Annotated in this window: 24 protein-coding genes; 16 read left to right on the forward strand and 8 right to left on the reverse strand. The window is 64.4% G+C overall.

Translation table 11 applies throughout. The features are described 5' to 3' along the window. Positions 1-4 precede the first annotated feature (4 nt). Positions 5-745: a TSUP family transporter gene (locus tag RAM60_RS13410; RefSeq protein WP_369026346.1), complete on the forward strand. Its 741-nt coding sequence runs from the start codon at positions 5-7 to the stop codon at positions 743-745. Positions 746-816: 71 nt separating this feature from the next. On the opposite strand, the gene RAM60_RS13415 is transcribed toward RAM60_RS13410, so the two are convergent. The 3 genes from RAM60_RS13415 to RAM60_RS13425 are packed head-to-tail and all read right to left on the reverse strand — an operon-like array spanning position 817 to position 3,681. Beyond that, complete coding sequence (locus RAM60_RS13415; RefSeq protein ID WP_281388118.1) at positions 817-948, reverse strand: hypothetical protein; 132 nt, start codon at positions 946-948, stop codon at positions 817-819. Positions 949-1,006: 58 nt separating this feature from the next. Next, positions 1,007-1,975, reverse strand: coding sequence for an agmatine deiminase family protein (locus RAM60_RS13420; protein ID WP_369026345.1), 969 nt, complete (start codon positions 1,973-1,975; stop codon positions 1,007-1,009). Between the two features lie 8 nt (positions 1,976-1,983). Then, positions 1,984-3,681 carry a M28 family peptidase gene (locus RAM60_RS13425; RefSeq protein WP_369026344.1) on the reverse strand — a complete coding sequence of 566 codons (1,698 nt, stop codon included), beginning with the start codon at positions 3,679-3,681 and terminating at the stop codon, positions 1,984-1,986. 107 nt (positions 3,682-3,788) lie between these two features. On the opposite strand from RAM60_RS13425, the gene RAM60_RS13430 reads away from it, so the two are divergent. The 8 genes from RAM60_RS13430 (at position 3,789) to RAM60_RS13465 (ending at position 14,121) form a co-directional block, all read left to right on the forward strand. After that, positions 3,789-6,467 (forward strand): bifunctional [glutamine synthetase] adenylyltransferase/[glutamine synthetase]-adenylyl-L-tyrosine phosphorylase, encoded by a 2,679-nt coding sequence (locus tag RAM60_RS13430; RefSeq protein ID WP_369026343.1) that lies wholly within the window; start codon positions 3,789-3,791, stop codon positions 6,465-6,467. Next, a complete protein-coding gene (locus tag RAM60_RS13435; protein ID WP_369026342.1) occupies positions 6,467-6,943 on the forward strand; it encodes a peroxiredoxin in 477 nt (158 codons plus the stop codon). Before RAM60_RS13430 ends, RAM60_RS13435 begins: the two co-directional genes overlap by 1 nt. After that, positions 6,940-7,740, forward strand: coding sequence for a ferritin-like domain-containing protein (locus RAM60_RS13440; protein WP_369026341.1), 801 nt, complete (start codon positions 6,940-6,942; stop codon positions 7,738-7,740). The genes RAM60_RS13435 and RAM60_RS13440 overlap by 4 nt, the downstream gene beginning before the upstream one ends. 126 nt (positions 7,741-7,866) lie before the next feature. After that, complete coding sequence (locus RAM60_RS13445; RefSeq protein WP_200981826.1) at positions 7,867-8,565, forward strand: M23 family metallopeptidase; 699 nt, start codon at positions 7,867-7,869, stop codon at positions 8,563-8,565. A 148-nt stretch (positions 8,566-8,713) separates the two neighbouring features. After that, positions 8,714-10,261: an acyl-CoA synthetase gene (locus RAM60_RS13450; protein ID WP_369026340.1), complete on the forward strand. Its 1,548-nt coding sequence runs from the start codon at positions 8,714-8,716 to the stop codon at positions 10,259-10,261. Beyond that, positions 10,261-11,562, forward strand: coding sequence for a cytochrome P450 (locus tag RAM60_RS13455; protein WP_369026339.1), 1,302 nt, complete (start codon positions 10,261-10,263; stop codon positions 11,560-11,562). Before RAM60_RS13450 ends, RAM60_RS13455 begins: the two co-directional genes overlap by 1 nt. Before the next feature lie 172 nt (positions 11,563-11,734). Continuing rightward, a complete protein-coding gene (locus RAM60_RS13460; RefSeq protein WP_369026338.1) occupies positions 11,735-12,355 on the forward strand; it encodes an OB-fold-containig protein in 621 nt (206 codons plus the stop codon). A gap of 20 nt (positions 12,356-12,375) precedes the next feature. After that, on the forward strand, positions 12,376-14,121 hold the full coding sequence (locus RAM60_RS13465; protein WP_369026337.1) for a flotillin family protein: 1,746 nt from the start codon (positions 12,376-12,378) through the stop codon (positions 14,119-14,121). A 57-nt stretch (positions 14,122-14,178) separates the two neighbouring features. Here the strand turns inward: RAM60_RS13465 and galU are convergent, their stop codons facing one another. Beyond that, positions 14,179-15,063, reverse strand: coding sequence for a UTP--glucose-1-phosphate uridylyltransferase GalU (gene galU, locus RAM60_RS13470; protein WP_369026336.1), 885 nt, complete (start codon positions 15,061-15,063; stop codon positions 14,179-14,181). Between the two features lie 131 nt (positions 15,064-15,194). On the opposite strand from galU, the gene murA reads away from it, so the two are divergent. Then, positions 15,195-16,478: a UDP-N-acetylglucosamine 1-carboxyvinyltransferase gene (murA, locus tag RAM60_RS13475; protein WP_369026335.1), complete on the forward strand. Its 1,284-nt coding sequence runs from the start codon at positions 15,195-15,197 to the stop codon at positions 16,476-16,478. 62 nt (positions 16,479-16,540) lie between these two features. After that, positions 16,541-16,762 (forward strand): hypothetical protein, encoded by a 222-nt coding sequence (locus RAM60_RS13480; RefSeq protein ID WP_369026334.1) that lies wholly within the window; start codon positions 16,541-16,543, stop codon positions 16,760-16,762. Here RAM60_RS13480 and RAM60_RS13485 read toward each other — a convergent pair. Further along, positions 16,756-17,037 carry a ribbon-helix-helix domain-containing protein gene (locus RAM60_RS13485; RefSeq protein ID WP_369026333.1) on the reverse strand — a complete coding sequence of 94 codons (282 nt, stop codon included), beginning with the start codon at positions 17,035-17,037 and terminating at the stop codon, positions 16,756-16,758. The genes RAM60_RS13480 and RAM60_RS13485 overlap by 7 nt on opposite strands. Before the next feature lie 115 nt (positions 17,038-17,152). On the opposite strand from RAM60_RS13485, the gene RAM60_RS13490 reads away from it, so the two are divergent. After that, positions 17,153-17,884, forward strand: coding sequence for a DUF4019 domain-containing protein (locus tag RAM60_RS13490; RefSeq protein ID WP_369026332.1), 732 nt, complete (start codon positions 17,153-17,155; stop codon positions 17,882-17,884). Positions 17,885-17,924: 40 nt separating this feature from the next. Here RAM60_RS13490 and phbB read toward each other — a convergent pair whose 3' ends face one another. Then, complete coding sequence (gene phbB / locus RAM60_RS13495; protein ID WP_200981835.1) at positions 17,925-18,650, reverse strand: acetoacetyl-CoA reductase; 726 nt, start codon at positions 18,648-18,650, stop codon at positions 17,925-17,927. Positions 18,651-18,800: 150 nt separating this feature from the next. After that, positions 18,801-19,562, reverse strand: coding sequence for a hypothetical protein (locus RAM60_RS13500; RefSeq protein WP_369026331.1), 762 nt, complete (start codon positions 19,560-19,562; stop codon positions 18,801-18,803). Between the two features lie 335 nt (positions 19,563-19,897). Here RAM60_RS13500 and RAM60_RS13505 point away from each other — a divergent pair, with 335 nt between their 5' ends. From RAM60_RS13505 to holA, 4 genes are read left to right on the forward strand one after another with little or no spacing between them, the layout of a single operon-like run. Continuing rightward, on the forward strand, positions 19,898-20,347 hold the full coding sequence (locus tag RAM60_RS13505; protein WP_200981836.1) for a DUF3576 domain-containing protein: 450 nt from the start codon (positions 19,898-19,900) through the stop codon (positions 20,345-20,347). Between the two features lie 58 nt (positions 20,348-20,405). Next, positions 20,406-22,919 (forward strand): leucine--tRNA ligase, encoded by a 2,514-nt coding sequence (gene leuS / locus RAM60_RS13510; RefSeq protein WP_369026330.1) that lies wholly within the window; start codon positions 20,406-20,408, stop codon positions 22,917-22,919. Next, positions 22,919-23,419 (forward strand): LPS assembly lipoprotein LptE, encoded by a 501-nt coding sequence (lptE, locus tag RAM60_RS13515; protein ID WP_369026329.1) that lies wholly within the window; start codon positions 22,919-22,921, stop codon positions 23,417-23,419. The genes leuS and lptE overlap by 1 nt, the downstream gene beginning before the upstream one ends. Next, positions 23,416-24,459 carry a DNA polymerase III subunit delta gene (gene holA, locus RAM60_RS13520; protein WP_369026328.1) on the forward strand — a complete coding sequence of 348 codons (1,044 nt, stop codon included), beginning with the start codon at positions 23,416-23,418 and terminating at the stop codon, positions 24,457-24,459. Before lptE ends, holA begins: the two co-directional genes overlap by 4 nt. On the opposite strand, the gene RAM60_RS13525 is transcribed toward holA, so the two are convergent. Then, positions 24,456-25,583, reverse strand: a complete 1,128-nt coding sequence (locus tag RAM60_RS13525) for a nucleotidyltransferase domain-containing protein (protein WP_369026327.1) — start codon at positions 25,581-25,583, stop codon at positions 24,456-24,458. The two genes, holA and RAM60_RS13525, sit on opposite strands and share 4 nt — an antisense overlap. Between the last annotated feature and the right edge of the window lie 4 nt (positions 25,584-25,587).

The raw sequence follows: 25,587 nt of genomic DNA on the forward strand, positions 1-25,587 counted from the left end.
GCAGGTGGAAATCGCGGGCTTCGCATTGTGGCAGGTGGGGATTGCGCTCGTCGCAACCTTCGCCTCTGCCTATGTGCGCGGCCTCGCGGGCTTCGGGCTGGCAATCCTGCTGGTACCGGTCCTCGCGCTGGCGCTGAAGCCGGTCGAGGCGGTTCTGATCGCCAATGTGCTTGGCCTGACCATCGGTCTCACCGAAATCCGCCACCTCATCAGGACGGCAGAGAAGTCGGCGTTCCACATTGCGGGTATCGTGATCCTGACCACGGCCCCGGGCATGGCAGTGCTCTCGATCACGCCTGCGCCTGTTGCACGTTTCCTCATCGCGCTGGTCGCGCTTTCCGCATTCATCGCGGTTCTTCTACCGCCGCGGGCGCCGGAAATGCCGGGCAGGGTCAACACGCTGCTGACCGGCGTCGCGAGCGGATTGCTGACCGGCTTTGCGGGGATGCCTGGCCCGCCGGTAGTGCCCTATTACGTCGGCCGAGCCATCCCGCGCGAAGTCGCCAAGGCGTCGATGGTGCTGGTCTTCACAGCCGCTTCGAGTGCGGGGATCGCCTCGGGTGTGGCGCTGGGCACGATGCACTGGCGCTTGCTGCTGCTCGCTCTGGCGCTGTTTCCGGTTGTTCTGGTCGGCAATGCACTGGGACGTCGCGCACTCGGCAAGATCAGCGACCGGGCCTGGCGCATTTTCGCGGCCGTTGTGCTGGGTGCCGCGTCGTTCGCAGCGCTTCTCAAGCTTATCTGACGTGCCCAAGAAAAAAGCCGTCCCCTCATGACAGGGAACGGCTTGAACTAGGGTATTTGTATTCCAGCGGGCTAGAGCGGCAGGAAAGGTCCTGCAGCCACCAGCGCGAGGGCCGAACCGCACACGATCGCAACACGAGCCATTTCTTCCGCCAGGCGAGCGGGAGCGAAATGGGTGCGAGCGAGGGCGATTGCCTGGGCCATGGACCCATTCTCGACCGATTATGCTAACGAAAAGTTAACGCGTCGGTTCCCGCACAAATCAGACTGACGGCATTTGCTGGCTGGCGCAATGAAAACCGCCGCCTCCAGCCAACACTGCGTCCCCTGGCAGACCGATGGTCGCCCGGTCCGGAAACAGCTCCGCGATTGCTGCCACGCCATCTCCGTCGTGCGGACTGCCAAAGGTCGGCACCACTACAAGATGGCTGGTGATCGCAAAATTGGCATAGCTGGCGGGTTCGATCCGGTCGCCGCTGGTGATGAGGCCGGGTGAGGGAATTTCCTTCACGATCACGCCCGCCTCCTCGGCCCGCTGCTTGGCGTCGGCATAGATCGCTGCGTTCGGATCATCGCTTCCCGTCGCTCTCGGCAGGCACAGTGTGTTCGGCGCTACGAAGCGGGCGAGATTGTCGACATGGCCGTCGGTGTGGTCGTTGATCAGGCCTTCGCCGAGCCACAAAACCCGGTCGAAGCCGAGGTCGGATTTCAGCCGCTCCTCGATCTCTTCGCGCGACAGTTGCGGGTTGCGGTTGGGATTGAGCAGGCACTCCTCGGTCGTCGCGACGAGCCCGGTTCCATCACCATCGATCGCTCCGCCCTCGAGGATCCAGTCGCAAGTGGTGACCGGCAGGCCGGCATCGCGGGCCAGTTCGGCACCGATCGTCTGGTCTCCGTCCATCAGATACTTGCCACCCCAGCCGTTGAACCCGAAGCGTCGGGCGCTGCCGTCGCCGACTACGAGCGGTCCTGTGTCACGCAGCCAGACATCGCCGTAGTGGCGCCGCTCCAGCTTCACTCCACCGGTGACCAGCGAACGCGCCCGCGCCTCGTTGACCGCATCGCGAACCAGAAGGCGCACCTCCTGCCCGCTTTCGGCCACCGCGCTGGCGAAAGCCGCAATCTGCTCCTGCGCGCGCGGAAGCACTTCAGGCCATTCGTCGGCGTCATGCGGGAAGCCGATCCACAGCCAGTCCTGCTTCGCCCATTCGGGCGGCATCATCGCAGTCATCGTGGTTCTCAGCAGCCCTTGTCGTCGGAAGCGCAGGTCTCGTCACGCGTGGCCTTGAACTCGTCGCCTTCGACCCAGTTGGGCCAACCCTTCGACATCGCCATGCTGCGGCCGATCCTGTAGTAGAGCTGGAGCTGCTGCATCAGGCCCGAGAGGTCCCAGCCGGCGTCGAATTCGTCGCTCGGCTGGTGGTAGCGGTTGACGGTGTAGTCTTCCGACAGCTTCGCGCCTGCTTCCTTGCCGCCGTTCTCCAGGTCCTCGCCTGCGTCGATATAGAGCATCGGCACGCCGCGCTTGGCCATGCTGAAGTGGTCGGAACGGTAGTAATAGCCCTTCTCCGGCGTGGGTTCGGGGGTGCCGGTGCGTTTTTCCGCGCCCAGTGCCCAGTCGAGGAACTTGTCGAGTTCGCTCTTGCCGCCGCCGACGATGGTCACGTCGTTCGAACGACCGCCGGGGATGAGGCCGTCAATGTTGAGGCCGCCCACCGTCTGCGCCAGCGGGAAGACCGGGTTCGCGGCATAGTATTCGCTGCCGAGCAGTCCCGATTCCTCGGCTGTGACCGCCAGGAACACCTGGCTGCGGCGCGCCGGGCCGGCCTTTACGCTTGCCTCGGCCAGCGCCACGAGGGCTGCCGCGCCGGTGGCATTGTCGACGGCGCCATTGCAGATGTCGTCGCCCGATGCATCGGGCTTGCAGCGTCCGAGGTGGTCCCAATGCGCCGAGTAGAGGACGTAATCCTCCGGCGCCTCGCTGCCCTTCAGCATGCCGACGACGTTCTGCGATTCAAAGGTTCGGATCGCATTGCCAAAGCCGGTGGAGGCCTTCACGCCTAGCGAAACCGGTTTGAAGCCCTTCTGCTTGGCAGCGGCGGTCAGCTTGGTGAGATCCTGTCCGGCGGCAGTGAAGATCTTTTCCGCTACAGGCTTCTGCACCCAGCCATTGATCAGCGTCTGGTCCGCACCCTTGTCGCCACGCTGCGCGTGAACCTGCGGGCCGGTCCAGGAAGATTCGACCACGTTCCAGCCATAGGCGGCGGGGAAAGTATCGTGGATGATGATTGCGGCTGCCGCGCCCTGCCTTGCCGCTTCCTCGTACTTGTACGTCCAGCGACCATAGTAGGTCATGGCCCGGCCGTTGAACTCACCCGTCAGCCCTTCGGTCTCGTAGTCCGGATCATTGACCAGGATGACCGCCGTCTTGCCCTTCATGTCGAGGCCGGCATAGTCGTTCCAGCCCTTCTCGGGCGCATTGATGCCGAAGCCGACGAAGACGAGTTCGCTGTCCTTGAGGTCGACCCGCTGGTTCTCGCGATAGGTCGCGCCGACCCAGTCCGTGCCGTAGGCGAAGCTCATTGCCTTGCCGTCCTTGCCCGTTACCGAGAGCGGAGCGAAATCCTCCCCGGTAATCTCGACCAGCGGCACCTTTTGAACCCAGCTGCCGTTGTTGCCCGGCTCGAGCCCGGCCTTCTGGAACTCCTCGATCAGATAGGCGACGGTCTTTTCCTCTCCCGGCGTGCCCGGCGCGCGGCCCTCGAATTCGTCGGAGGACAGCTTCTCGACAACGCGCTTCATCGTGTCTTCCGACAATTCGCCGGCGGGGACATCGGGGACGTCGAAACCAGTTGCGGCGTTCGTATCCGTATCCGCGCCCATCGAGCAGGCGGAGAGCAGCAGCGCAGCCGTGGCGGCAAGGGTGAGGCGTTTCATCTGGGGAGGTCCTCTCGCATGAATCCTTCGATTGCGGGGGCTTGTGTCAGCATGGCGACACAAGGGCAAGCTTGCGCGGCGAGGGTTGCGGCGGCAGGGGTGTGGCGATGGCAGCGGACTGGACATCGGCACTGGATCGCGCGCGCAACCACGCGCCGTTCCTGGCGCGCGCGCTAGAGCGGCGGCCCGAACTTGCCGCCATGCTGGCCGAAGGACGCGGGGACGATGCGTTGCTTGCCGCCAAGTCGGTTGACGAGAGTGACGTCGCGGTGGCCCTGCGTCGTGAGCGGCTCGCGCTCGCCCTTGTCCTCGCAATCGGTGACCTTGCCGGTGCATTCGATCTGCCCAAGGTCGTACGCGAGCTATCGACTTTCGCGGACCGCGCCCTGCATGCTGCCATTGGCGATGCGATCGCACGGCGTGTGGAGGGCGCGAATCCTGCGGGCATGATCGGCCTTGCCCTCGGCAAGCATGGTGCGGGCGAACTCAACTATTCCTCCGACATCGACCCGATCCTGCTTTTCGACCCGGAAATGCTGCCACGCCGCGAGCGCGACGAACCGGGGGAGGCGGCGCAGCGCTATGCCCGCGAGATAGTACGCCTGCTCTCGGAAGTTACGCACGAGGGCTATGTCTTCAGGGTGGACCTGCGCCTGCGCCCCGCGTCCGAGGTCAGCCCGCTGGCGCTGTCGATCAATGCGGCGACTTCGCATTACGAAAGTTCCGCGCTGGCGTGGGAGCGCGCAGCCTTCATTCGTGCGCGCGCCTGTGCAGGAGACATCGCCGCGGGCGAGGCATTCCTCGACCACATCCGCCCCTTCGTCTGGCGACGGAGTCTCGATTTCGGAGCGATCGACGAGATTCGCCGCCTCACTCGCCGGATCCGCGACAAGCAGAGTGGCCCGATCGCACCGGCACCAGGATACAACCTCAAGCTTGGACGCGGCGGCATTCGCGAAGTGGAGTTCTTCGCCCAGACCCACCAGCTGATCCACGGCGGGCGCGATCCTTCGCTGCGCGTTCGCGGAACGAGGGCGGCGCTCGATGCGCTTGCGGCGACGGGCAGGATAGGCGCGGACGATGCGCGCATTCTCGGCGAGGCCTATGATGCACTGCGCATCATCGAACACCGGTTGCAGATGGTGCAGGACCAGCAGACGCATTCGCTGCCGGCGGGCGATGCACTGGATAATGTCGCCCGGTTGCACGGCCTGGGTCATGGCGATGAACTTCTCGATTACCTGCACGGGCATACAGAGGCTGTGGGCGATCGGTTCGACGCATTGCTCGACGAGGAGAGGATATCGGTCCCGCGCAATGCACCCCACATCGAGGTGGCGGAAGCGCCGGTGCGTGAGGTCGATCCGGATATTGCCGAACGGCTGAGCCAATGGAGCGATGGCCGCTATCCTTCGCTTCGCAGCCCTGCGGCGCTGGAAGCCTTCGACGTCATACGACCGGCCCTTCTCGCGTCGGTGGCCTCATCCGACGATCCGCAGGCGGTAATGGCGCGATGGGAATTCATGCTCGCGCGCTTGCCGACGGCGATCAACCTGTTCCGCCTGCTGGAGGCTCGGCCCGGCCTGTTCGACCTCGTGGCCGACTGCCTGACTCTCGCTCCGCCGCTCGCCGATGAGCTTTCCCGGCGACCCGACCTGCTCGATGCCCTGATAGATCGGACCGCGCTCGACCTGCCCGGCAGCGTTTCGCAACTGGTCGAAGCGATGCAGAGGAGCGAGCGGGGGGACGACTACGAAAAGCGCCTCGACCGCATCCGCATAGTGACCGGCGAAACGCGCTTCGCCCTCGGCATGCAGCTGATCGAGGGGGCGCAGGATCCTCTCGACATCGCCGCCGCCCTCTCGCGCACGGCCGAGGCGGCGCTGCGTGTGGCTCTCGATGCTGCAAGTGAGGAGTTCGCGACCAAGCATGGCCGGATCGAAGGCAGCGAAATGCTCGTTCTCGGTCTCGGGAGGCTCGGCGGGGGCATGCTCACCCATGCGTCGGACCTCGACCTCATCTATCTTTTCACGGGAACCCATGAAGGCGAGTCCGATGGTGCGCGTCCGCTCGGCGCGACACTGTACTACAATCGTCTCGCCCAGCGGGTGACCGCCGCGCTGAGCGTCCCGACTGCGCAAGGCGCGCTCTACGAGGTCGACACACGATTGCGACCACAGGGGAACCAGGGGCCGCTCGCCGTGAGCATCGAGAGTTTCGAGCGCTACCAGTGCGAAGACGCCTGGACCTGGGAGCACATGGCGCTGACCCGCGCGCGCGTCATTGCGGGGAGCGAGGAGGCCAGCGCGAAACTGCAGGAAGTCGTGACCTCGATCCTGCGGCGACCCCGCGACCCTGAGAAGTTGCAGGCCGACATTCTGGAGATGCGCGGCGAGATGGCGGCGCACAAGCCGCCGAAGGGCCCGCTCGATGCAAAACTCCTGCGTGGCGGGTTGGTCGACATCGAGTTCCTTGTCCACTTCCTCCAGCTCCGCGATGGCAAGGGATTGTCGCCGGACTTGGGCTTGGCCATTGAAGCATTGGTTGGGGCTGGCCTGCTGCCGCATGAAATCGTCGAGGCTCATGGCTTGATGGGCCGCTTGCTGGTCGGTACCCGGCTGCTCGCGCCCGATCTTGCAAGGCCGAGCGATGCTGCTGCCGCCCTGCTCGCAAAACTCAGCGAGTGCGACGACTATGCCGCGCTGGAAGCCGCTCTCGATCGTGGACGCAGAGAAGTTGCGGATGCGTGGAAGATCGTGTTCGGCGAAAAACTGGAGATCGATTGATGAGCAAAACGTTTCCCGGTGTCGGTGACGCCATGCCCGACATCGCGATGGAAACGCCCGATGGCGGCATGGTACGGCCATCCGACTTCAAGGGTCGCAAGGCAGTGCTCTTCTTCTATCCCAAGGACGACACGCCGGGCTGCACGACCGAAGCCAAGGACTTCTCGGCGCTCAAGAGCGAATTCGACAAGGCGGGCATCGCCCTGCTGGGCGTGAGCAAGGATCCGCCCAAGAAGCATGAGAAGTTCATCGCCAAGCACGGCCTGACAGTCGACCTTGTGTCGGATGCCAAAGAGGGCGGGTTGTCCGATGCGCTTGGCGCCTGGGCCGAAAAGCAGATGTACGGCAAGACCTATATGGGCATGGTCCGCTCGACATACCTGCTGGGTGCAGATGGCCGGATCGTGCACATCTGGCCGAAAGTGAAGGTCAAGGGCCACGCCGAGGAAGTGCTGGCGACTGCGCGCGAAGGATGACGTCACAACGTCGCAGTGTTGCCCGTGCAATCCGCGAAGCGCTCCTGACCCCCGATCCGACGGCAAAGGTTTTCGCCACGAGACAGGTCGCACGCGATTGGCGTTTGGGGCGACTGGAATTCGCCTTCGACGTCACGATGCCAGACCGGCCCGCCTGGCCGGACGAACTCGAACTCCTGCCGCCTGGCCGGATGCCCAAGCGCGGCAAGATGGGCAATCACCGCAATCGCATCGCCCTATGGCATTCGCTGGCCCACATCGAATTCGTGGCGATCGACCTGGCGCTCGACATGGCCGGGCGATTCGGCGAATCGATGGGTCAAGTCTTTGTTTCCGATTTCCTTTCTGTCGCCGCGGACGAGGCGATGCACTTCGCGCTGCTGGCCCGGAAACTCGATTCACTTGATTCGCGCTACGGGGCGTTGCCTGTGCACGACGGGCTGTGGAATGCCGCTACAGAGACGTCCCATGACGTCATTGCGCGGCTGGCCATAGTGCCCATGGTTCTGGAAGCACGCGGCCTCGACGTCACGCCGGCGACGCTCGAAAGGGTGCGATCGCAAGGTGATGAAAACGGGGCAAAAATTCTGAAACGAATCCTTGACGACGAAATCCGCCACGTCGCTTTCGGCTCAAAGCATTTTCATGCGATCTGCGGGGGTCGAGGCGAAAACCCAAGAGAAACATGGCAGAATCTCGTCCGGACGCACTTTTCGGGGGTGTTGAGGCCACCATTCAACGACTCAGCGCGTTTGGCAGGCGGCCTGCCGCGCGAGTTCTATGGCGCTATTGCCTGATTAACTTTTTCACCGATAACCCAAACTCACGAGTTGCCGGGGGGTTCCGGCGAGTTTTGAAAAGATCGGAATGAGCGTTGGGGCGCTCCTCCGGTCTGGGATCGAAAGGCGCGACAAAGCGCCGAAATGGACGGGTTTGCAATGTTCTCCAAGCGCTTCACGCTTGCCCTTACGATGGTCGCTGCCACTTTCGGCATCGCTGCCGCTCCGGCCCACGCAGGTGATACCAACACCGCGGCCGTCGTTGGCGCGATCGACACCAGCAAGATTTCCGGCACCGCGCAGGATGGCGACGATGCCCAGTTCCAGCAGCTCTTCGCCAAATGGGAAGAGCCGACCAGCGTCGGTCCGGCCAAGCTTCGCGTTGCAGTGCCTTCGCGCATGCCGCTTGAAGATACCCGCCTGACCAGCGATTTCGGCATGCGTACGCACCCCGTTCTGGGCGGTCGCCGCAATCACAAGGGCGTCGATCTCTCGGCGCCGAGCGGCACCCCGATCTACGCCACTGCCGACGGTTTCGTCAGCAAGGCCGAATGGTATTCGAGCTACGGCAATTACGTCTCCATCGAACATGGCGCCGAGCTCCAGACCCGTTATGCCCACATGTCGCGTATCGCGGTCGCACCGGGCACCCGGGTGAAGAAGGGTGAGATCATCGGCTACGTCGGTTCGACCGGCCGTTCGACCGGCCCGCACCTTCACTATGAAGTCCGCATCGGCGGTGAAGCCGTCAATCCCATCCCCTACATGGTCGAATCGGAAGCCCAGCGCGCCTATGCGCTTGCCATGGGCAAGGGCGGCCAGGGTGACGGCGACGACAACTGAGTTGTCTGCGTCCCGAGGGACATGATGAAAAAGGGGTGACGGGAAACCGTCGCCCCTTTTTTCTTGCCCGCGACAGAGGCTTGGGTAGGTTTCTTCCTGCAACCGGACGAGTCCCGCAAAGGCGACCTCCGGATGGGAGAGAAACATTATGCATCCGATTGCCCACGCCGCAGCCCGTCCCGACCATCCCGCGCTGGTGATGGCCTCGAGCGGCGAAACCGTCAGCTTCGCCGAGATGGACGATTACGCCAATCGCTTCGCCCAGTTGATGCGAGCGCGCGGATTGGGGCGGGGTGACCACGTTGCCATCCTGATGGAGAACAACAAGCACTACCTCCAGCTGGTCTGGGGTGCCCAGCGCTGCGGCATTATGATGGTGCCGATCTCGACGCGACTGACGGCGCCCGAGATTTGCTACATCCTTCAGGACAGCGACACGAAGCTGCTCATCACCTCGACCTACTTCGACAGTGTGCTGCCTGCGATCCGGCAGGAATGTCCCGACCTTCCGATGCTGCTCGTCGGCGGCCAGAGTGACGAGAGCCTCGAAGCCGCGCTCGCTGCCCAGGAAGCAGGGCCGATCGCGGACCAGCAGCCTGGCCAGTACATGCTCTATTCCAGCGGCACCACCGGGCGCCCGAAAGGTGTGCGTCCCGCCCCTCCGGCAGACGAGGACATCCAGGCGGTCACGCCGCTCATGGGGTTGGCGGTCATGGGGGCTGGCTGGCCGTCCGACGGCTCGATGGTCTACCTCTCGCCTGCGCCGCTCTATCACGCCGCGCCGCTTGGCTGGTGCACCACCGCCCATCGCCTTGGCGCGACCGTGGTCGTCATGGAAAAATTCGATCCCGAATTCGCGCTCGCCACGATCGAGAAGTACAAGGTAACCGACAGCCAGTGGGTGCCGACCCATTTCGTGCGCATGCTCAAGCTCGATCCCGAGGTGCGCACTCGCTACGACCTGTCGAGCCACCAGCGCGCCATCCATGCTGCCGCACCCTGTCCGGTCCCGGTCAAGCGCGAGATGATCGAATGGTGGGGTCCCATCATCATCGAATATTATGCCGGTTCGGAAGGCATCGGCATGACCATGATCAAGTCGGAAGACTGGCTCGCCCATCCTGGCAGTGTCGGCAAGGCAATCTACGGCCAGATCCACGTTTGCGATCCCGAGGGCAACGAGCTTCCGCCGGAGACCGACGGCCTGCTGTTCTTCGAGAACGACATCGTCCCGACCTATCACAACGATCCGGGAAAGACCGCCGAGGCGATGCATCCCAAGGGCTGGATGACGCTCGGCGATATCGGCCATCTCGATCCCGACGGCTATCTCTACCTGACCGATCGCAAGAGCCACATGATCATTTCGGGCGGGGTCAACATCTATCCGCAGGAGATCGAAAACCTGCTGGTTACCCACGACAAGGTGATGGACGCAGCGGTAATCGGTGCGCCCTGCCCCGACTTCGGCGAGAAGGTGGTCGCGGTGGTCCAGCCCATCGACATGGCCGACGCGGGTCCCGAACTCGAGGCCGAACTCCGCGATTTCCTCGCTCCCAACCTGGCCAAGATCAAGATGCCCAAGCTGTTCGACTTCCGCGCGCAGTTGCCGCGCGAGGCCAACGGCAAGCTCTACAAGCGAGAGCTGCGCGACGAGTACAAGGCCATGGCCGAAGCCGAGACGGAGCAGGCGTGATGGCAACGCAGGAGAAGCCCCGTCTCGATCCCGTCACTGCCCGTGCAGTAATCGATCCCGCTAGCTATGCCGCTTGGGACCCCCTGCTCGACACTTTCGACCGGCTGCGCGAGGAAACACCGGTGGCCTGGGTCGAAGCCAATGACGATGCGATCCATCCGCCCTTCTGGCTGGTCACGCGCTATGACGACGTGATGCGCATGTCGAAGGACAATGCGACCTTCCTCAACAATCCGCACACGGTGGTGTTCAGCCTTACCGAGGGCATTGAATTCGCCAAGGCTTTCAGTGGTGGCAGCGAACACATGGTGGCCAGCCTCGTCACTTTCGATGCGCCCATCCACATGAAGTACCGCAAGCTGACGCAGGAATGGTTCATGCCGAAGAACCTGCGTGGCATAGAGGATGAAATCCGTCACATAGCCCAGGCGACAGTTCAGAGGATGATCGATGCAGGTCCCGAAGTGGATTTCTGCAAGATCGTCTCGGCCCCTTATCCGCTTCACGTTGTGATGCAGATTCTTGGGGTCCCGGAAGAAGACGAGCCGCGGATGCTCACGCTGACCCAGCAGATGTTCGGCGGTAGCGACGAAGACCTCAACCAGTCCGGCATGAAGGATCTGCCGCCCGATGTGATCACCCAGATCGTCGCCGGAGCGGTGAAGGACTTCGAGGCCTACTTCGCCAAGTTGACGGCAGAGAAGCGTGCCAATCCCACTGGCGATGTCGCGAGCACGATCGCCAATGCCGTGGTCGATGGCGAGCCGCTCAACGATCGCGACATGATGGGCTATTACATTATCGTCGCAGCCGCTGGCCACGACACCACCAGCGCCAGCACGGCAGGCGCGATGCTTGCCCTTGCGCAGGACCCGGACCAGTGGGCCAGGGTCAAGGCCGACCGCTCGTTGCTTGGCGGTATCGTCGAGGAAGCGATCCGCTGGACCACGCCGGTGCAGCATTTCATGCGCACTGCGGCTGAAGACACCGAAGTCGGCGGGCAGAAGATCGCCAAGGGCGACTGGCTGATGATGAACTATGTCGCGGCCAACCATGACCCGGCAGTGTTCGACGACCCGCGCAAGTTCGATGCGGCGCGCAGCCCCAACCGGCATCTCGCCTTCGGGGCAGGGGCGCACCAATGCCTCGGCCTGCACCTTGCCCGGCTCGAAATGCGCATCCTCTTCGAGGTGCTGCTCGACCGGATCGAGAGCATCGAACTCGCGGGCGAACCGGCGCGGTCGAAGTCTACCTTCGTGGGTGGATTGAAGACCCTGCCCCTGCGCTTCCAGGCTGCCTGAAGCCCGTTCTTCTCGGCCCCAAAATCGAACTCGGTTCGTCGCATATTCCTACCGGCTGATCCCCCCAATCGCTAGATTGTGGGCATGGAATAAGACGACGGACGAACACTTCTGGACTTCGGTCCCGAAGTCGTAGTCCTTCACCCTCGATAACGAAAAGAAAGGAGGGGGAATGACATTACTCGAACCATACAATGCGCCGTTTGCGGCGGCGCTTGTCTTGATGCTGGCCCTGCTCGTCATCCAGTTGTTCGGCGTTCTCGACATCGACATCGATGTGGACGCCGACGGCGATGGTGCCTTGCATGCCGGGCCGGTCGACGGACTGCTCACCCTGCTGGGGCTGGGCCGCGTCCCGCTGACGATCTGGCTGGTGGTGTTCCTGCTCCTCTTCGCTGGGGTCGGCGTGGGCATCCAGCAGCTGGCGGAAAGCTTTACCGGTGCGCCGCTCGACCGCGTCCTCGCTGCAGTGCTTGCCGCAGGCGGGGCGATCCCGGCGACTTCGGCGATCGCCCGCCCGCTTGGCCGCATCCTGCCGCAGGACGAGACCACGGCGGTCGACGTCGGCACGCTCGTCGGCCGCAGGGCCACGATCACCGACGGCATCGCGCGCAGCGGTTCGCCCGCCCGCGCGCGGGTGCAGGACATCCATGGCCAGGCGCATCACGTGATGGTCGAACCGCACGAACAGTCATCCGAGCTCCACGCCGGCGACGAGGTCCTCCTCGTCCGGCGTGAGGGCAACCAATTCTTCGCGACCGCGCTCGCCGAGCGCAGCCTGTCGCCCAACTGAGTTTCATCCAAGGAGTGGAAATGCAAAACCTGATCGACTGGGGAATTATCGCAGGATCCGTCGTAGTCGGCATCCTCATCATCGGCCTGTTCCTGGCCAAGCTCTATCGTCGTGCATCGAAGGAAGTTGCTTTCGTGCGCACCGGTGTGGGCGGCGAAAAGGTGGTGATGAACGGCGGCGCGCTGGTGCTGCCGGTGTTCCACGAAACCATGCCCGTCAACATGAACACGCTGGTGCTGCCGGTGGTGCGCCGCGACAGCGAGGCGCTGATCACGCTCGATCGCCTGCGCATCGACGTGAAGGCGGAATTCTATGTCCGCGTCCGTCCCGATGCCTCGGCGATCGCCATGGCGGCGCAGACGCTGGGCCAGCGGACCATGCAGCCCGAGCTCCTGAAGGACCTCGTCGAGGGCAAGTTCGTCGACGCGTTGCGCTCGGTCGCTGCGGGCATGAGCATGAACGAGCTGCATGAACAGCGCGCAGATTTCGTCCAGAAGGTGCAGCAGGTGTCGTCCAACGACCTCGCGATGAATGGCCTCGAACTTGAATCGGTTTCGCTGACCGGCCTCGACCAGACCAGTATCGAGCACTTCAACGCCAACAATGCCTTCGACGCCGAAGGCCTGACCAAGCTGACCGAGCAGATCGAGGCGCGCAAGAAACTGCGCAATGACATCGAGCAGGACACGCGCGTGCAGATGGAGACGAAGAACCTCGAAGCCGATGCGCGCAGCTTCCAGATTGCCCGCGACAAGGAATATGCGCGGCTGGAGCAGGAACGCGAGGTCGAGGTGCGGCGCGCTGCGCAGGCTTCCGAGATCGCCCGCGAACAGGCCGAGCGTACCCGCGAGGCCGATGCCGCGCGGATCGAGGCCAAGAAGCAGGTCGACGCGCAGCAGATCGAGGCCGACCGGCTGGTCGAGGAGGCGCGGATCGACCAGACCCGTGCGCTCGAAATTGCCCGGCAGGAACAGCAGATCGCGGTCCAGAACAAGAGCCGCGAGGAAAGCCAGGCCAAGGCCGAAGCCGACGAAGCTCGCGCCAAGGCGGTGCAGGCGGAGGAACAGGTCGTCACCAGCCGCGAGAGCGAAGTTGCCGAGCGTAACAAGAAGATCGAGCTGATCGAAGCGGCCAAGATCGCCGAACGCGATGCGATCAAGATCAAGGTCGAGGCGGAAGCCGAGAAGGATGCCGCCACCAACCGCGCCGAGGCCATGCGCCGCGAGGCGGAAGGCGAGGCCGAGGCCGAGAAGCTGCGTGCCGAAGCTGCGCGCGTGCGCTTCGAAGTCGAGGCGGCGGGCCAGCGGGCGATCAACGAGGCGGCGAACATCCTCTCGTCCGACCAGATCAGCCTGCAGACCAAGATGGCGCTGCTCAAGGTCCTGCCCGACCTGGTGCGCGAGAGCGCCAAGCCGATGGAAGCGATCGAGAGCATCAAGATCGTCCAGGTCGACGGCCTCACCAATGGCGGCGGCAAGGCGTCTGGCGGCGCAGCCGGCGTCGGCGGCAGCGGCAACCTCGCCAGCGACGCGGTCAGCGCCGCACTCGCCTACCGCGCACAGGCACCGGTGCTCGACGGGCTGATGAAGGAACTGGGTCTCGACGGCTCGTCGCTCGACGGCCTGGTCAAAGGCCCGGCCAAGGCCGAAACTACTCCGCGTCTTGCCGAGGTGATGGAAGACGTCGCCGCGCAGGTCGAGGAAGTGGAAGCTAAAGCTGCTGCCAAGCCTGCAAAGAATGGTGGAGGCGAAAAACCCTCTGCCTGACCTTCCGGACTGACACGGAAAAGGGGGCGCTTCGGCGTCCCCTTTTTCTTGTGAAGGCTAGTTCGCCAGCAACCGCTCTGCGATCGCGCGCACCTCGGCACCCATGTCCTCGCGTTCAAGCGCCAGCGCCAGCGTCGCCTCGACGAAACCGGTCTTGCTGCCGCAGTCGAAGCGGCGTCCGGCAAAGGTCACTGCGTGGAAGGGCTGTTCGCCGATCATCTTGGCCATGGCATCGGTCAGCTGGATCTCGCCGCCAGCACCCTTCTCCTGCGCCTCGAGCACGCGCATGACCTCGGGCTGGAGAATGTAGCGGCCGGAAATGATCTTGTTGGACGGCGCCTGTTCGACCGGCGGCTTCTCGACCAGTCCGGTAACCTCGGTCAGTGTGTCCGACACGTTCGCGCCGGGAGCGATCACGCCATAGCTCGACACGTCCTCGCGCGGGACTTCGAGTACCGAAATCAGGTTCCCGCCGACTTCGTGATAGGCCTCGACCATCTGCTTCATACAGCCGGTCCCGCCCTTGTTGGCGATCATCAGCTCGTCAGGCAGGAAGATTGCGAAAGGCTCGTTCCCGACGATCGCACGAGCGCACCAGATCGCATGGCCGAGGCCGAGCGGGACCTGCTGGCGCACGGTGATGATATCGCCCGGCGTCGCGCGGGTCGGGTCGAGTGCCGAGAGGTCCTTCCCCCGCTCGCTCATCGTGTGCTCGAGTTCGTAAGCGACGTCGAAATGCTCGACGATGGCGGTCTTGCCGCGACCGGTGACGAAGATGATCTGCTCGATCCCCGCCTCGCGCGCCTCGTCCACCGCATACTGGATCAGCGGCCGGTCGACGATCGGGAGCAATTCCTTCGGGATCGCCTTGGTCGCGGGCAGGAACCGCGTGCCGAGGCCGGCGACGGGAAAGACGGCTTTCTTGATGGGTTTGTGGGTCATCGGGCGCAGGGGTAGGTTCGCGGCGGCGGTCGGTCAATCGCCATCCGGTGGTAGCGCGCATGGCTATTGCCGGTCCGCGACAGCAGCGTGACGCTTGCCAGCGGCGCAGGCGGGTTTATGGAGTTGCCCCCATGGACAAGCTCATCATCCGTGGCGGGAATCGCCTTTCGGGCACGATCCCGATCTCGGGCGCCAAGAACGCCGCTCTCACGCTCATCCCCTGTGCCCTGCTGACCGACGAGCCGGTGACGCTGCGCAATCTGCCGCGCCTCGCCGATATCGACGGGTTCCAGCACCTGATGGGACAGTTCGGTGTCGCCCACACGATCGCGGGGCATCGTCCGGAAGACTTCGGTCGGGTCATGACCATGGAGGCGCCGCGCATCACTTCGACCGTCGCGCCCTACGATCTCGTGCGCAAGATGCGCGCCTCGATCCTGGTGCTCGGTCCAATGCTGGCGCGCATGGGCGAGGCGACCGTGTCGCTGCCCGGCGGCTGCGCCATCGGCAACCGTCCCATCGACTTGCACCTGAAGGCGCTGGAGGCCTTCGGCGCGCATATCGAACTGGCTCAGGGCTATGTGAAGGCCTCGGCCCCCGAAGGCGGCCTGCCCGGCGGCGAGTACGACTTCCCCGTGGTCTCGGTCGGTGCGACCGAGAATGCGGTCATGGCCGCGGTGCTGTGCAAGGGCACAAGCCGTCTCATCAACGCCGCGCGCGAGCCCGAGATCGTCGACCTCTGCAATCTCCTCGTTGCTATGGGAGCGGAAATCGAAGGCATCGGTACGTCGGAACTCACCATCCATGGCGTCAAACGTCTCCACGGCGCGACCTATCGCGTGATGCCGGACCGTATCGAGGCAGGCTCCTACGCCTGCGCCGCGGCGATCACTGGTGGCGAGGTTCTGCTGGAGGGCGCGAATTTCGACGACATGGCCTCGACCATCCACGCGCTGCGCAACATCGGCGTTGAAGTCGAGCAGGTGAAGGGCGGCGTCCATGTCGCTGCCAACGGTCCGCTCAAGGCGCACAACCTCACCACCGCGCCCTTCCCCGGCCTCGCCACCGACATGCAGGCGCAGCTGATGAGCCTGCTGTGCAAGGCGGAAGGGACCAGCGTCCTCAAGGAAACCATCTTCGAGAACCGCTTCATGCACGTGCCCGAGCTGGCGCGCATGGGTGCGAACATCGAGACCGAAGGTCGTACCGCCATCGTGCGCGGTCCGGTGCAGCTCACCGGCGCCGAGGTCATGGCGACAGACCTGCGCGCATCGATGAGCCTCGTCATCGCAGGGCTCGCGGCAGAGGGCGAGACGACCGTGCGCCGCCTCTACCATCTCGACCGCGGCTACGAGCGCCTTGAAGAGAAGCTCCAACTCGTCGGCGCGGATATCGAACGCGTCGGCGACGACTGAGCCAGGCTGACGGACCTTTCTCTCGTCCCAAGCGTTGGGTCGCAAAGGAAGGAGTCTGCATCATGCTACTCAAGCTATTGACGCTCGGCGGCCTCGGATACGCCGGGTACAAGTATTACGAAAAGAATCAGTCCAAGCCGGCCTTCGCTGGCAACCAAGGCAATGTCGCCATCCGCGACGCCGGCCCCGATGCCATGCGCGACGACAATGGCCGGAACTGGACCAAAACCGACGAGGAAAGCGACCAGAGCTTTCCGGCGAGCGATCCGCCCGCCAACTACTGACGGTCGAAACCGAAAGCCGAAGGGGCGAGCGGAGCGATCCGCTCGCCCCTTTGCTGTGTCACCAGCCAGATGCGGATCGCTCCGGCGAGGCCCGGGGGATTGTCCGCCTTGATGCGTTCTGCGTCGATCTCGCCCACGAGTGCATTGATCGACTTGCCGCGCTGGGCAGCTGCTTCGCCCAGCATATCCCAGAACATCGGTTCGAGACTGATCGAGGTGCGGTGTCCGGCGATGCGGACGGAATACTTTTTCGGGGGGTGGTAGGGGGGAATCATCGGCGCCGCCCTACACACCGCACCCTCGCGACACACTAATTTTTTGGGGTGGCAGGCGCTCGGGGCTGCCGATAATCCATTGCCCATTGTGGCAAGCTGCGCGACGATATCCCGGATGGACGGCCTAGAAGAGCTGACGGACAAGGAGAAGGAAACTCTCCGCCTGATCGTTCGCGGGCACGACGCGAAATCGATGGCGAACGAGCTTTCGCTCTCGGTTCACACGATCAACGAACGCTTGCGCGAGGCGCGTCGCAAGCTGGGCGTGACCAGCAGTCGCGAGGCCGGTCGCCTGCTGCTGGAGAGCGAGGGCGGAGACCACCAAAATCTTGGAGACAAGGATTTCGGGGAGGTCGGGAGCATCGAATCCGGGGAAGTCGGCCGGGTCGCGGCAGGCAAACCCGCTCGCCGTATCCTTGCAGGAGTTCTTGTCATGATGACCATGTTTGCGGCCGGGCTGATCCTTACCTCATTCCTCGCCGAACCAGCCCAGAATGCTGCGCCGGTCGAGGTGTCTGCCAGCGATGCCGCTGTCGTCGCCGCCGCTCGCGACTGGCTGGCGCTCACCGATGCGAGCGATTGGGAGGCGAGTTTCGACGCCACCGGGAAGACTTTCCGCGAAGCCAATACTCTCGCCGGTTGGACGAATGCCGCGAAGCAGGTGCGCGGGTCCCAAGGCGCGTTCGTATCGCGTGAGTTGCTTACCGTCCGCTATCTCAACGCGCCGCCGCACGGCTACGAGGAGGTCACCTTCGCGACGCGTTACGAGAATTCCAAGGTGATCGAAACCGTCACCCTCCAGGAGGAAGACGGCGCATGGAAGGTTGTCGGCATTTTGGTCGACTGACCAGACGGGGCGCCCGGTCCATTCGGGCGCCCGCCAGAATTCAGTACATGTGCTGGCCGCCGTTGATGCTCATGGTCGAGCCGGTGACGAACTCGGCGTGTTCGGAGCACAGGAAGCTGACGCCGCGGGCGATTTCGCTCGCCTTGCCGAGACGGCCGACCGGGATTTTGGCGACGATCTTTTCCAGCACGGGTTCGGGTACGGCAGCCACCATGTCGGTGTCGATGTAGCCCGGTGCAATCGCGTTGACGGTGATGCCGAAGCGCGCGCCTTCCTGCGCCAGCGCCTTGGTAAAGCCGTGGATGCCGCTCTTGGCGGCGGCATAGTTCACCTGCCCGTACTGGCCTGCCTGGCCGTTGATCGAGCCGATGTTGACGATCCGGCCCCAGCCGCGATCCTTCATGCCGGGGAAGGTGGCCTTCGCCATGTTGAAACAGCCGCCGAGGTTGGTGCGCATGACCGCGTCCCAGTCGTCGTAGCTCATCTTGAGCAGCGTGCCGTCGCGCGTGATGCCGGCATTGTTCACCACGATATCGATCGGGCCGTATTCTTCGGCAACCTTGGCGCAGCCTTCCTGTACCGCCTGGAAATCGCCGACGTCGAACTTGACGGTCGGGATGCCGGTTTCCTCGGTAAAGCGCTTGGCGGCTTCGTCATTGCCCGCATAATTGGCGATGACGGTGCAGCCGCGCTCGTCGCGCAGGCGTTCGCAGATGGCGCGGCCGATACCCCGCGAACCGCCGGTTACGATGGCAACACGTCCCATAATGCAGTCTCCCAAGCTTTCCGTAGCGTTAGCCACGGTCCTAGGCGTGCAAGTGTTACGGTGCAAAGGCAATCCGACCTTCGCACGAGGCGTTCAATCGTATTCTTGGCAGATGCAATCTTGGGAAGGGGCGCGCCGTAGCGAGCCGGATCAGAAGCGGATCTGGGTTCCGACGTAGACGGCCTGGTCGTCCTCGACGCCATCGGTCAGCGGGGCCAGGCGGTTACGATCCTGCGAGACGCGCACACCGGCGGTCACATCGAGATTGCGGCCGAGGCGATAGGAACCGCGCAGGTCGACGCTCTGCTCGCCAGCCGATTCGTAGGTGCGCGGGGCGCGACCGGTAGCCGATTCGTTGGCCAGCGCGATGCGTGACTGGAAGCGGCTGGGCTTGCCGGCGCGCTTTTCCTCGGGCCGGAATTCGGCGAGGTCGGGCATGGCGATGTCGCGGAGACCTGCCGGCACCTCGACCTGCTTGGTCGGCTGGGCGAAGCTCTGGTAACCGCGGGCGACGCCGAGGTTGTAGCTGGTCGGCGCGATCTCGAGCGCGCGTTCACGGCCCTGTTCGGCGCTGGCCGAAGCGATAGTGTTCCGCACCGAAATGGCGCGGGCACTGGCGGCATCGACGCGGACCGCAACAGTCACGGTGCGTTCCTTGCCGCCGAGAACCTTGGTCGCGGGCGTGAAGCGCAAGCCATCTTCGCCGAGGATCTTCGCCACCTGGCGTGCCAGGGCAGGATCGACGCGAGCGGGCGTGAAAGGCAATGAGCCCAGGGTTGCAGGAGCAGCGATGGCCGGACGACCGCTGTCCACGGCCATGACGGTGCCGGGCACTGCAAACGCAAGGCCGGCAGCCGCGAGCGCCGCGGGAATCGCCCGCTTCGTGCCCTTGCTGTTTGCCCTGGTTGCCATAGTGGCCCCGTGTGTCCTTTCAATCCGTCCCCGCTCTAAGCAGATCGGCGATTAACCTCGCCTTGCTCCACCAATGCGCGGGAGACTCGACTCCCTATTCCCAAGCTAGGGTGCCGGTTCCTTTTTGGCCAGCTTTTCAACAGGGCTATTCAGGCGATTAGTCGAAAGTGTTGCGCAGTTTCCACATGACTCGACTGTCTCGTTTCGCCCCAACGCAAGAATTCATCACCGGTTCACGCCAGAGACGCGCAATTGGGGGTTCGCGGCGCTATGCCTTGCCCGCACGTGTGCAGGCTTTATAGAGCCGGAAACACCGCTTGTTACCAAGGATCGACATGAGCGCTTTCGCCAATCTTCGCCGTCCCGCCATCCTCGCAGTGGCCGTTGCTGCAACTGCCAGCCTTGCGGCCTGCGGCGGAGGCGATCGTCCCAAGGCGGACCTTGCCGCTTCGCGTGTCACCACCATCGGCGTGAACTCCTATCTCTGGCGTGCTGCGCTGGAGACGGTCAGCTTCGCCCCGCTGCTCAACGAAGACAGCAATGGCGGCGTGATCGTAACCGATTGGTATGCCAATCCGTCAAACCCGGGTGAGCGTGTCAAGCTGACGGTGACGATCCTCGACCAGGACCTTCGCGCCGACGCACTGCGTGTCGCCGCCAGCCGACAGGTCGCCCAGGGCGGTGCCTGGGTCGACGCGCCGGTACAGGCTGCCACTGTGCAAAAGCTGGAAGACATCATCCTTACCAAGGCACGCGAACTGCGCCGTCAGGCGATCAAGGGTTAAGCTGCGAACCCGCGCATAGCGGGTTCCAATTGCGTACGATTTCCTTAAGGGCGTGCGCATGACCGACACCCGTTTCGATCCTTCGAAAGCCGACACGCGCTGGCAACAGGCGTGGGATGCCGCGCAGACGTTCCGCGCGGACAGCAATTCGAACAAGCCCAAGAGCTACGTGCTCGAGATGTTCCCCTATCCCAGCGGGCGCATCCACATCGGCCATGTGCGCAACTACACGATGGGCGACGTGCTGGCGCGCTACAAGAAGGCGACCGGGCACGAGGTGCTGCACCCGATGGGCTGGGACGCCTTCGGCATGCCAGCCGAGAATGCGGCGATGGAAAAGGGCGTCCACCCGGGCGGCTGGACCCGCGCCAATATCGAACACATGAAAGCGCAGCTGAAGCGCCTCGGCTTCGCGCTCGACTGGAGCCGCGAGTTCGCCACCTGCGATCCCGAATATTACGGGCACGAACAGGCTCTGTTCCTCGACATGTACGAGGCGGGCCTCGTCTATCGCAAAGAGAGCGAGGTCAACTGGGACCCGGTCGACATGACCGTGCTTGCCAACGAGCAGGTGATCGACGGCAAGGGCTGGCGCTCCGGCGCAGAGGTCGAGAAGCGCAAGCTCAACCAGTGGTTCCTCAAGATCACCGATTTCGCCGAAGACCTGCTCGACGGGCTCGGCACGCTCGACGACTGGCCCGACAAGGTCCGGCTGATGCAGGAAAACTGGATCGGCAAGTCGCAGGGCCTCGAATTCAGCTTCGACCTGTCGAACGGCGACAAACTGCCGGTTTACACCACGCGGCCCGACACGATCTTCGGAGCAAGCTTCGTCGCGGTCGCGGCCGACCATCCGGTTGCGCAATCGCTCGACAGCGATGCCGCGCGCGAGTTCATCGCGCTGTGCAAGAAGGGCGGGACCACTGCCGCCGAACTCGAGACTGCGGAGAAGCTCGGCTTCGATACCGGTATCACTGCGAAGCACCCGTTCACCGGGGCGGACCTGCCGGTGTTCATCGCCAACTTCGTGCTGATGGATTACGGCACGGGCGCGATCATGGCGGTCCCAGGTCACGACCAGCGCGACTTCGAATTTGCCACCAAGTACAGCCTGCCGATCCCGCGGGTCGTTGCGGCCAGCGCCGAGGATGCCGGCAAACCCTTCGCCGGCGAGGCCGAAGCGGGTGAGGGTGTGCTCGTCAATTCGGACTTCCTCGACGGCATGAGTGTCGAGGATGCCAAGCGCGAGATCATCCGCCGGATCGAGGCCGAAGGTCGCGGGCAAGGCAAGACCGTATGGCGCCTGCGCGACTGGGGCGTCAGCCGCCAGCGTTACTGGGGCACGCCCATTCCCTTCATCCATTGCGGCACCTGCGGCGTCGTTCCGGTGCCCAAAGGCCAGCTGCCCGTAACCCTCCCGGAAGACGTCGATTTCCAGATCCCCGGCAACCCGCTGCTGCGCCACCCGACCTGGAAGCATGTCGATTGCCCCAAATGCGGCGGCAAGGCGGAGCGCGAGACCGATACGCTCGATACCTTCACCAACAGCTCGTGGTATTTCCTGCGTTTCGCCAGCCAGCCGGCGGACAGGCCCTTCGACCGCGACGAGGTCGCCAAGTGGATGCCGGTGGACCAGTACATCGGCGGCATCGAACACGCGATCCTGCACCTGCTCTACGCCCGCTTCTGGACCCGTGCGCTGGCCCACATTGGCATGCTCGACGTGAAGGAGCCTTTCGCTTCGCTGTTCACGCAGGGCATGGTGACGCATGAGACCTATTCGCGCCGTGAAGGCGAGCGCGAGGTCTTCTTCAGCCCCGAGGAAGTAATCCGCACCGGCGACGGCGCGACTTTGAAAGAGGGTGGCGAGCCGGTCCAGATCGGCCGCGTCATCAAGATGTCCAAGTCGAAGAAGAACGTCGTCGACCCCGACACGATCATTGACCGCTTTGGCGCCGATGCCGTGCGCTGGTTCATGCTGTCGGACAGCCCGCCCGAACGCGACCTGCCGTGGTCCGAGGCCGGGATCGAGGGCTGCAGTCGTTTCGTCCATCGCCTGTGGCGCCTGTTCGCGGCCTATGAGGCCGGAGCAACAGGGGAGGACAAGGCGCTCGACCGCAAGACCCACCAGACGGTCGATGCAGTGGCCAGGGACATCGAATCGCTCGGCTTCAACAAGGCCGTGGCGCGGATTTACGAACTGACCGGCGCGGTCGAGAAGGCCGGCGCCTCGGCCAGCCGCTCGAACGCCATCCGCACGCTGGTCCAGCTTGTCGCGCCGATGATGCCGCACCTCGCCGAAGAAGCATGGGCAGGAATGGACATGGAAGGCATGGTCGCCGATGCCGACTGGCCGGCAGTCGATCCGGCATTGCTGGTCGAGGACGAGGTAACCATCGCTGTCCAGCACATGGGCAAGCTGCGCGACACTTTGACCGCGCCCAAGGGTGCTTCGAAGGAAGACCTTGAGGCAATGGCTCTGGCTTCGGAGAAGGTGCAACGCTCGATCGACGGGGCTCAGGTGCGCAAGGTCATTGTCGTGCCCGACAGATTGGTGAATATCGTCACCTGATGCGTCGCGCCCTCATCCTTCTCGCCAGCCTCGCGCTTTCCGCCTGTGGCCTTGCGCCCATGTATGCCGGTGGCGGCAGCGGTGCCGTGGCGCAGGGCCTCGCCGCGGTCGAGGTGCCGGCGATCGAGGGACAGGCCGGATGGCTGGTGCGCAACGCGCTCAACGATCGGCTCGGCGCGGCGGGGGCCGCGACCCCCGAGTATCGGCTCGAAGTGCGGCTCGACGACGAACTCGAAGGTCTTGGCGTGTTGCGTGACGATACCATCAGTCGCGAACGGCGCACGCTGCGCGCCCGTTATCAGCTGATCGAGCTTTCGACCGGCGAAATCCTGCTCGATGCGACCGCCGGGTCGGACGCGGGCATCGACGTAGTATCGAGCGAATATGCAACCATTGCCGCTGAGCAGACTGCCCTCGAAAACCTCGCAGAACAGGTTGCCGAACGCATCGTGACGCGCGTGGCGCTGACCCTGCGCCGCGGCGCCAGCTCCGAGCAGTGAAGCTCACCAACCGCGATTTTGCGGCCAAGGGGCGCGGGGCAGCCGGCTCCTGCTCGATCTTCTTTTTCTGCGGCCAGGACGAAGCCGGGGCCAGCGCGGCCGCCAACGATCTTGCGACCTGGCTTCCCGAACCCGGCGAACGCGTGGAATTGAGCGGTGCGGAACTGCGCGGCGATCCTGCCCGCCTGGGTGACGAGGCACGCTCGACCTCGCTGTTCGGCGACAAGCGCCACATCTGGGTGCGCGCCACCGGAGACGATGCGCACGATGCGCTCAAGGTCCTGACCGAGACCGGCGACATGGGCGCGGGCGAGGCTTGTCCGGTGATCGTCGTCGCCACGTCCGCTACCGACAAGTCGCGCACCGCCAAGCTGCTCGAGAAGCGCAAGGACGCGCTGGTGGCGCTATTCTACCCGCCCGACCTGCGCAGCGTCGTTCCCGCCGTCCGCGCGATGGCCGATGCTGCGGGCGTGCGTCTGGGCGGCGATCTCGCCGAGCGGATCGCACGCGGCGCCAATCTCGATGTCCGCCTTGCACAGAGCGAGGTGACCAAACTGGCGCTCTATCTCGACGCCAGCCCGCAAAGCCCGGTCAATGCCACGGCGGAGGATCTCGATGCGATCGGCGCGGCCAGCGACGAGGACGGCTTCATGCCTCTCGTCAATGCGGTGATGGGCGGGCAGACCAATCGCATTGCGCCGGAAATCGCGCGCATGAAGCAGCTCGGCCTCAACCCCGTTGGCGTGTTGCTGGCGTTCGAGCGGCGCGCGGCGCAACTGGCGCGCATTGCGGCGGAACTGGGCTCGCGGCCCTACACCGATCTCGACAAGGGGGCGAAGGCGCGGCTCGGCATCTTCTACAAGGAAGAGCGCGAGATCGGCACCCAGCTTTCCCGCTGGCGCCAGCGCAACAATCTCGACCGCCTGACCTTGCGGCTGGTCGAAATGCACCGCGAACTGCTGACCAACAGCCAGGCCGCCGAACTGCTGCTGGCCCAGGGCCTTACCGGCATCGCCCGCGTTGCCGGGGCGGGGCGCTAGCTCTCCAGGAAATCATCTACTGCGGCAATGGCAGCCATGCGGTCGCTCGCGCCGAAGGTCGATCGCAGGACGCCGGCCGCCTGGCGACCAGCCCAGCCGAGATAGTCGCCGAGGCTTTCATGCCGCTCCCGCCGTGCCAGCGCCCGCCCGATCTTCGCGCCCAGAGGCAGGGAGGAGCGGGCCGCCTTGGCCGAAGCGATATCGTCTTCGCGCGCCTCGAGCGGCTTGGCGAGGAGCAGCGGCAGGTGCTCGACGAGGTCGCCGGGAATCGCGACGGGCAAATCGGGCCAGGGCGCGTCGATTCCCGCCCATCGCCGCGCGCCGGCAAGGCACAGAGCGAGGTGCGCCAGCCAGCCTTCCGCGCCTGCGCGGACCCATGCGGCTTTCCAATCGATACGATGTCGGGAGACGAGATGGGCGAAATCGGCCAGCATGAGTGGTCCGCCGTCAAAGCGATGGAAGCCGGCGTGCACGGCAAGGTGCATCAGCTGGTCGACGGGACCCGGATAGCGAAGCGCAGGATGATCCGGATCACCTGTCGCATGGGCGAAAAGGTTGGCGGGTTGTGGAGGGGTCCGGCCATCTTCGTCCCACAGCCGCGCGTGGAGGTCCACAACCACGCCTCCGGGCGAGGCCAGCGGGGGCAGCGCCTTGAAGCGCGCAAGCCAGCCTTCTGCCCCGAGCGGCCCCGGCCCATCGTCCGCATCGTGTTGCCAACCTTCCTCAAGCAACAAGGCATAGGCATCCAGCGCGCTCGTGCCGGGCAGGAACAGGTCCAGGTCGCGTAGCGGGCGCAAGGCCGGTTCGGGCCAAGCATGCCACGCCAGCCACGAGCCCTTGAGGGCGAGGAAGGGCAGGTCGTGCTGCGCGAAGAGGTCGGCGACGCCCAGCAATTCGCGGCGCTGGAGCAATGCTTCTACGGCGCTGGCGCGATAGGCCTGTGCCCAGTCCTCGCGGATCCGGACCGGTATCGCCTCATCCTGGCCATGGAGGCGGTGCAACAGGGGCTGGACCCGGTGCTCTGCCGCACGCAAGTCGAGCGCGTCCCATTCCCCGAAGGCGGCGTCGGGCCGCTTCCCTCCCGCAAGTTCGACGAGGACGTATTCGAGCGGCGCGTCCGCCACCGCG

The sequence above is a fragment of the Qipengyuania sp. RANM35 genome (assembly GCF_041021145.2).
Taxonomy (GTDB): Bacteria; Pseudomonadota; Alphaproteobacteria; order Sphingomonadales; family Sphingomonadaceae; genus Qipengyuania; species Qipengyuania soli.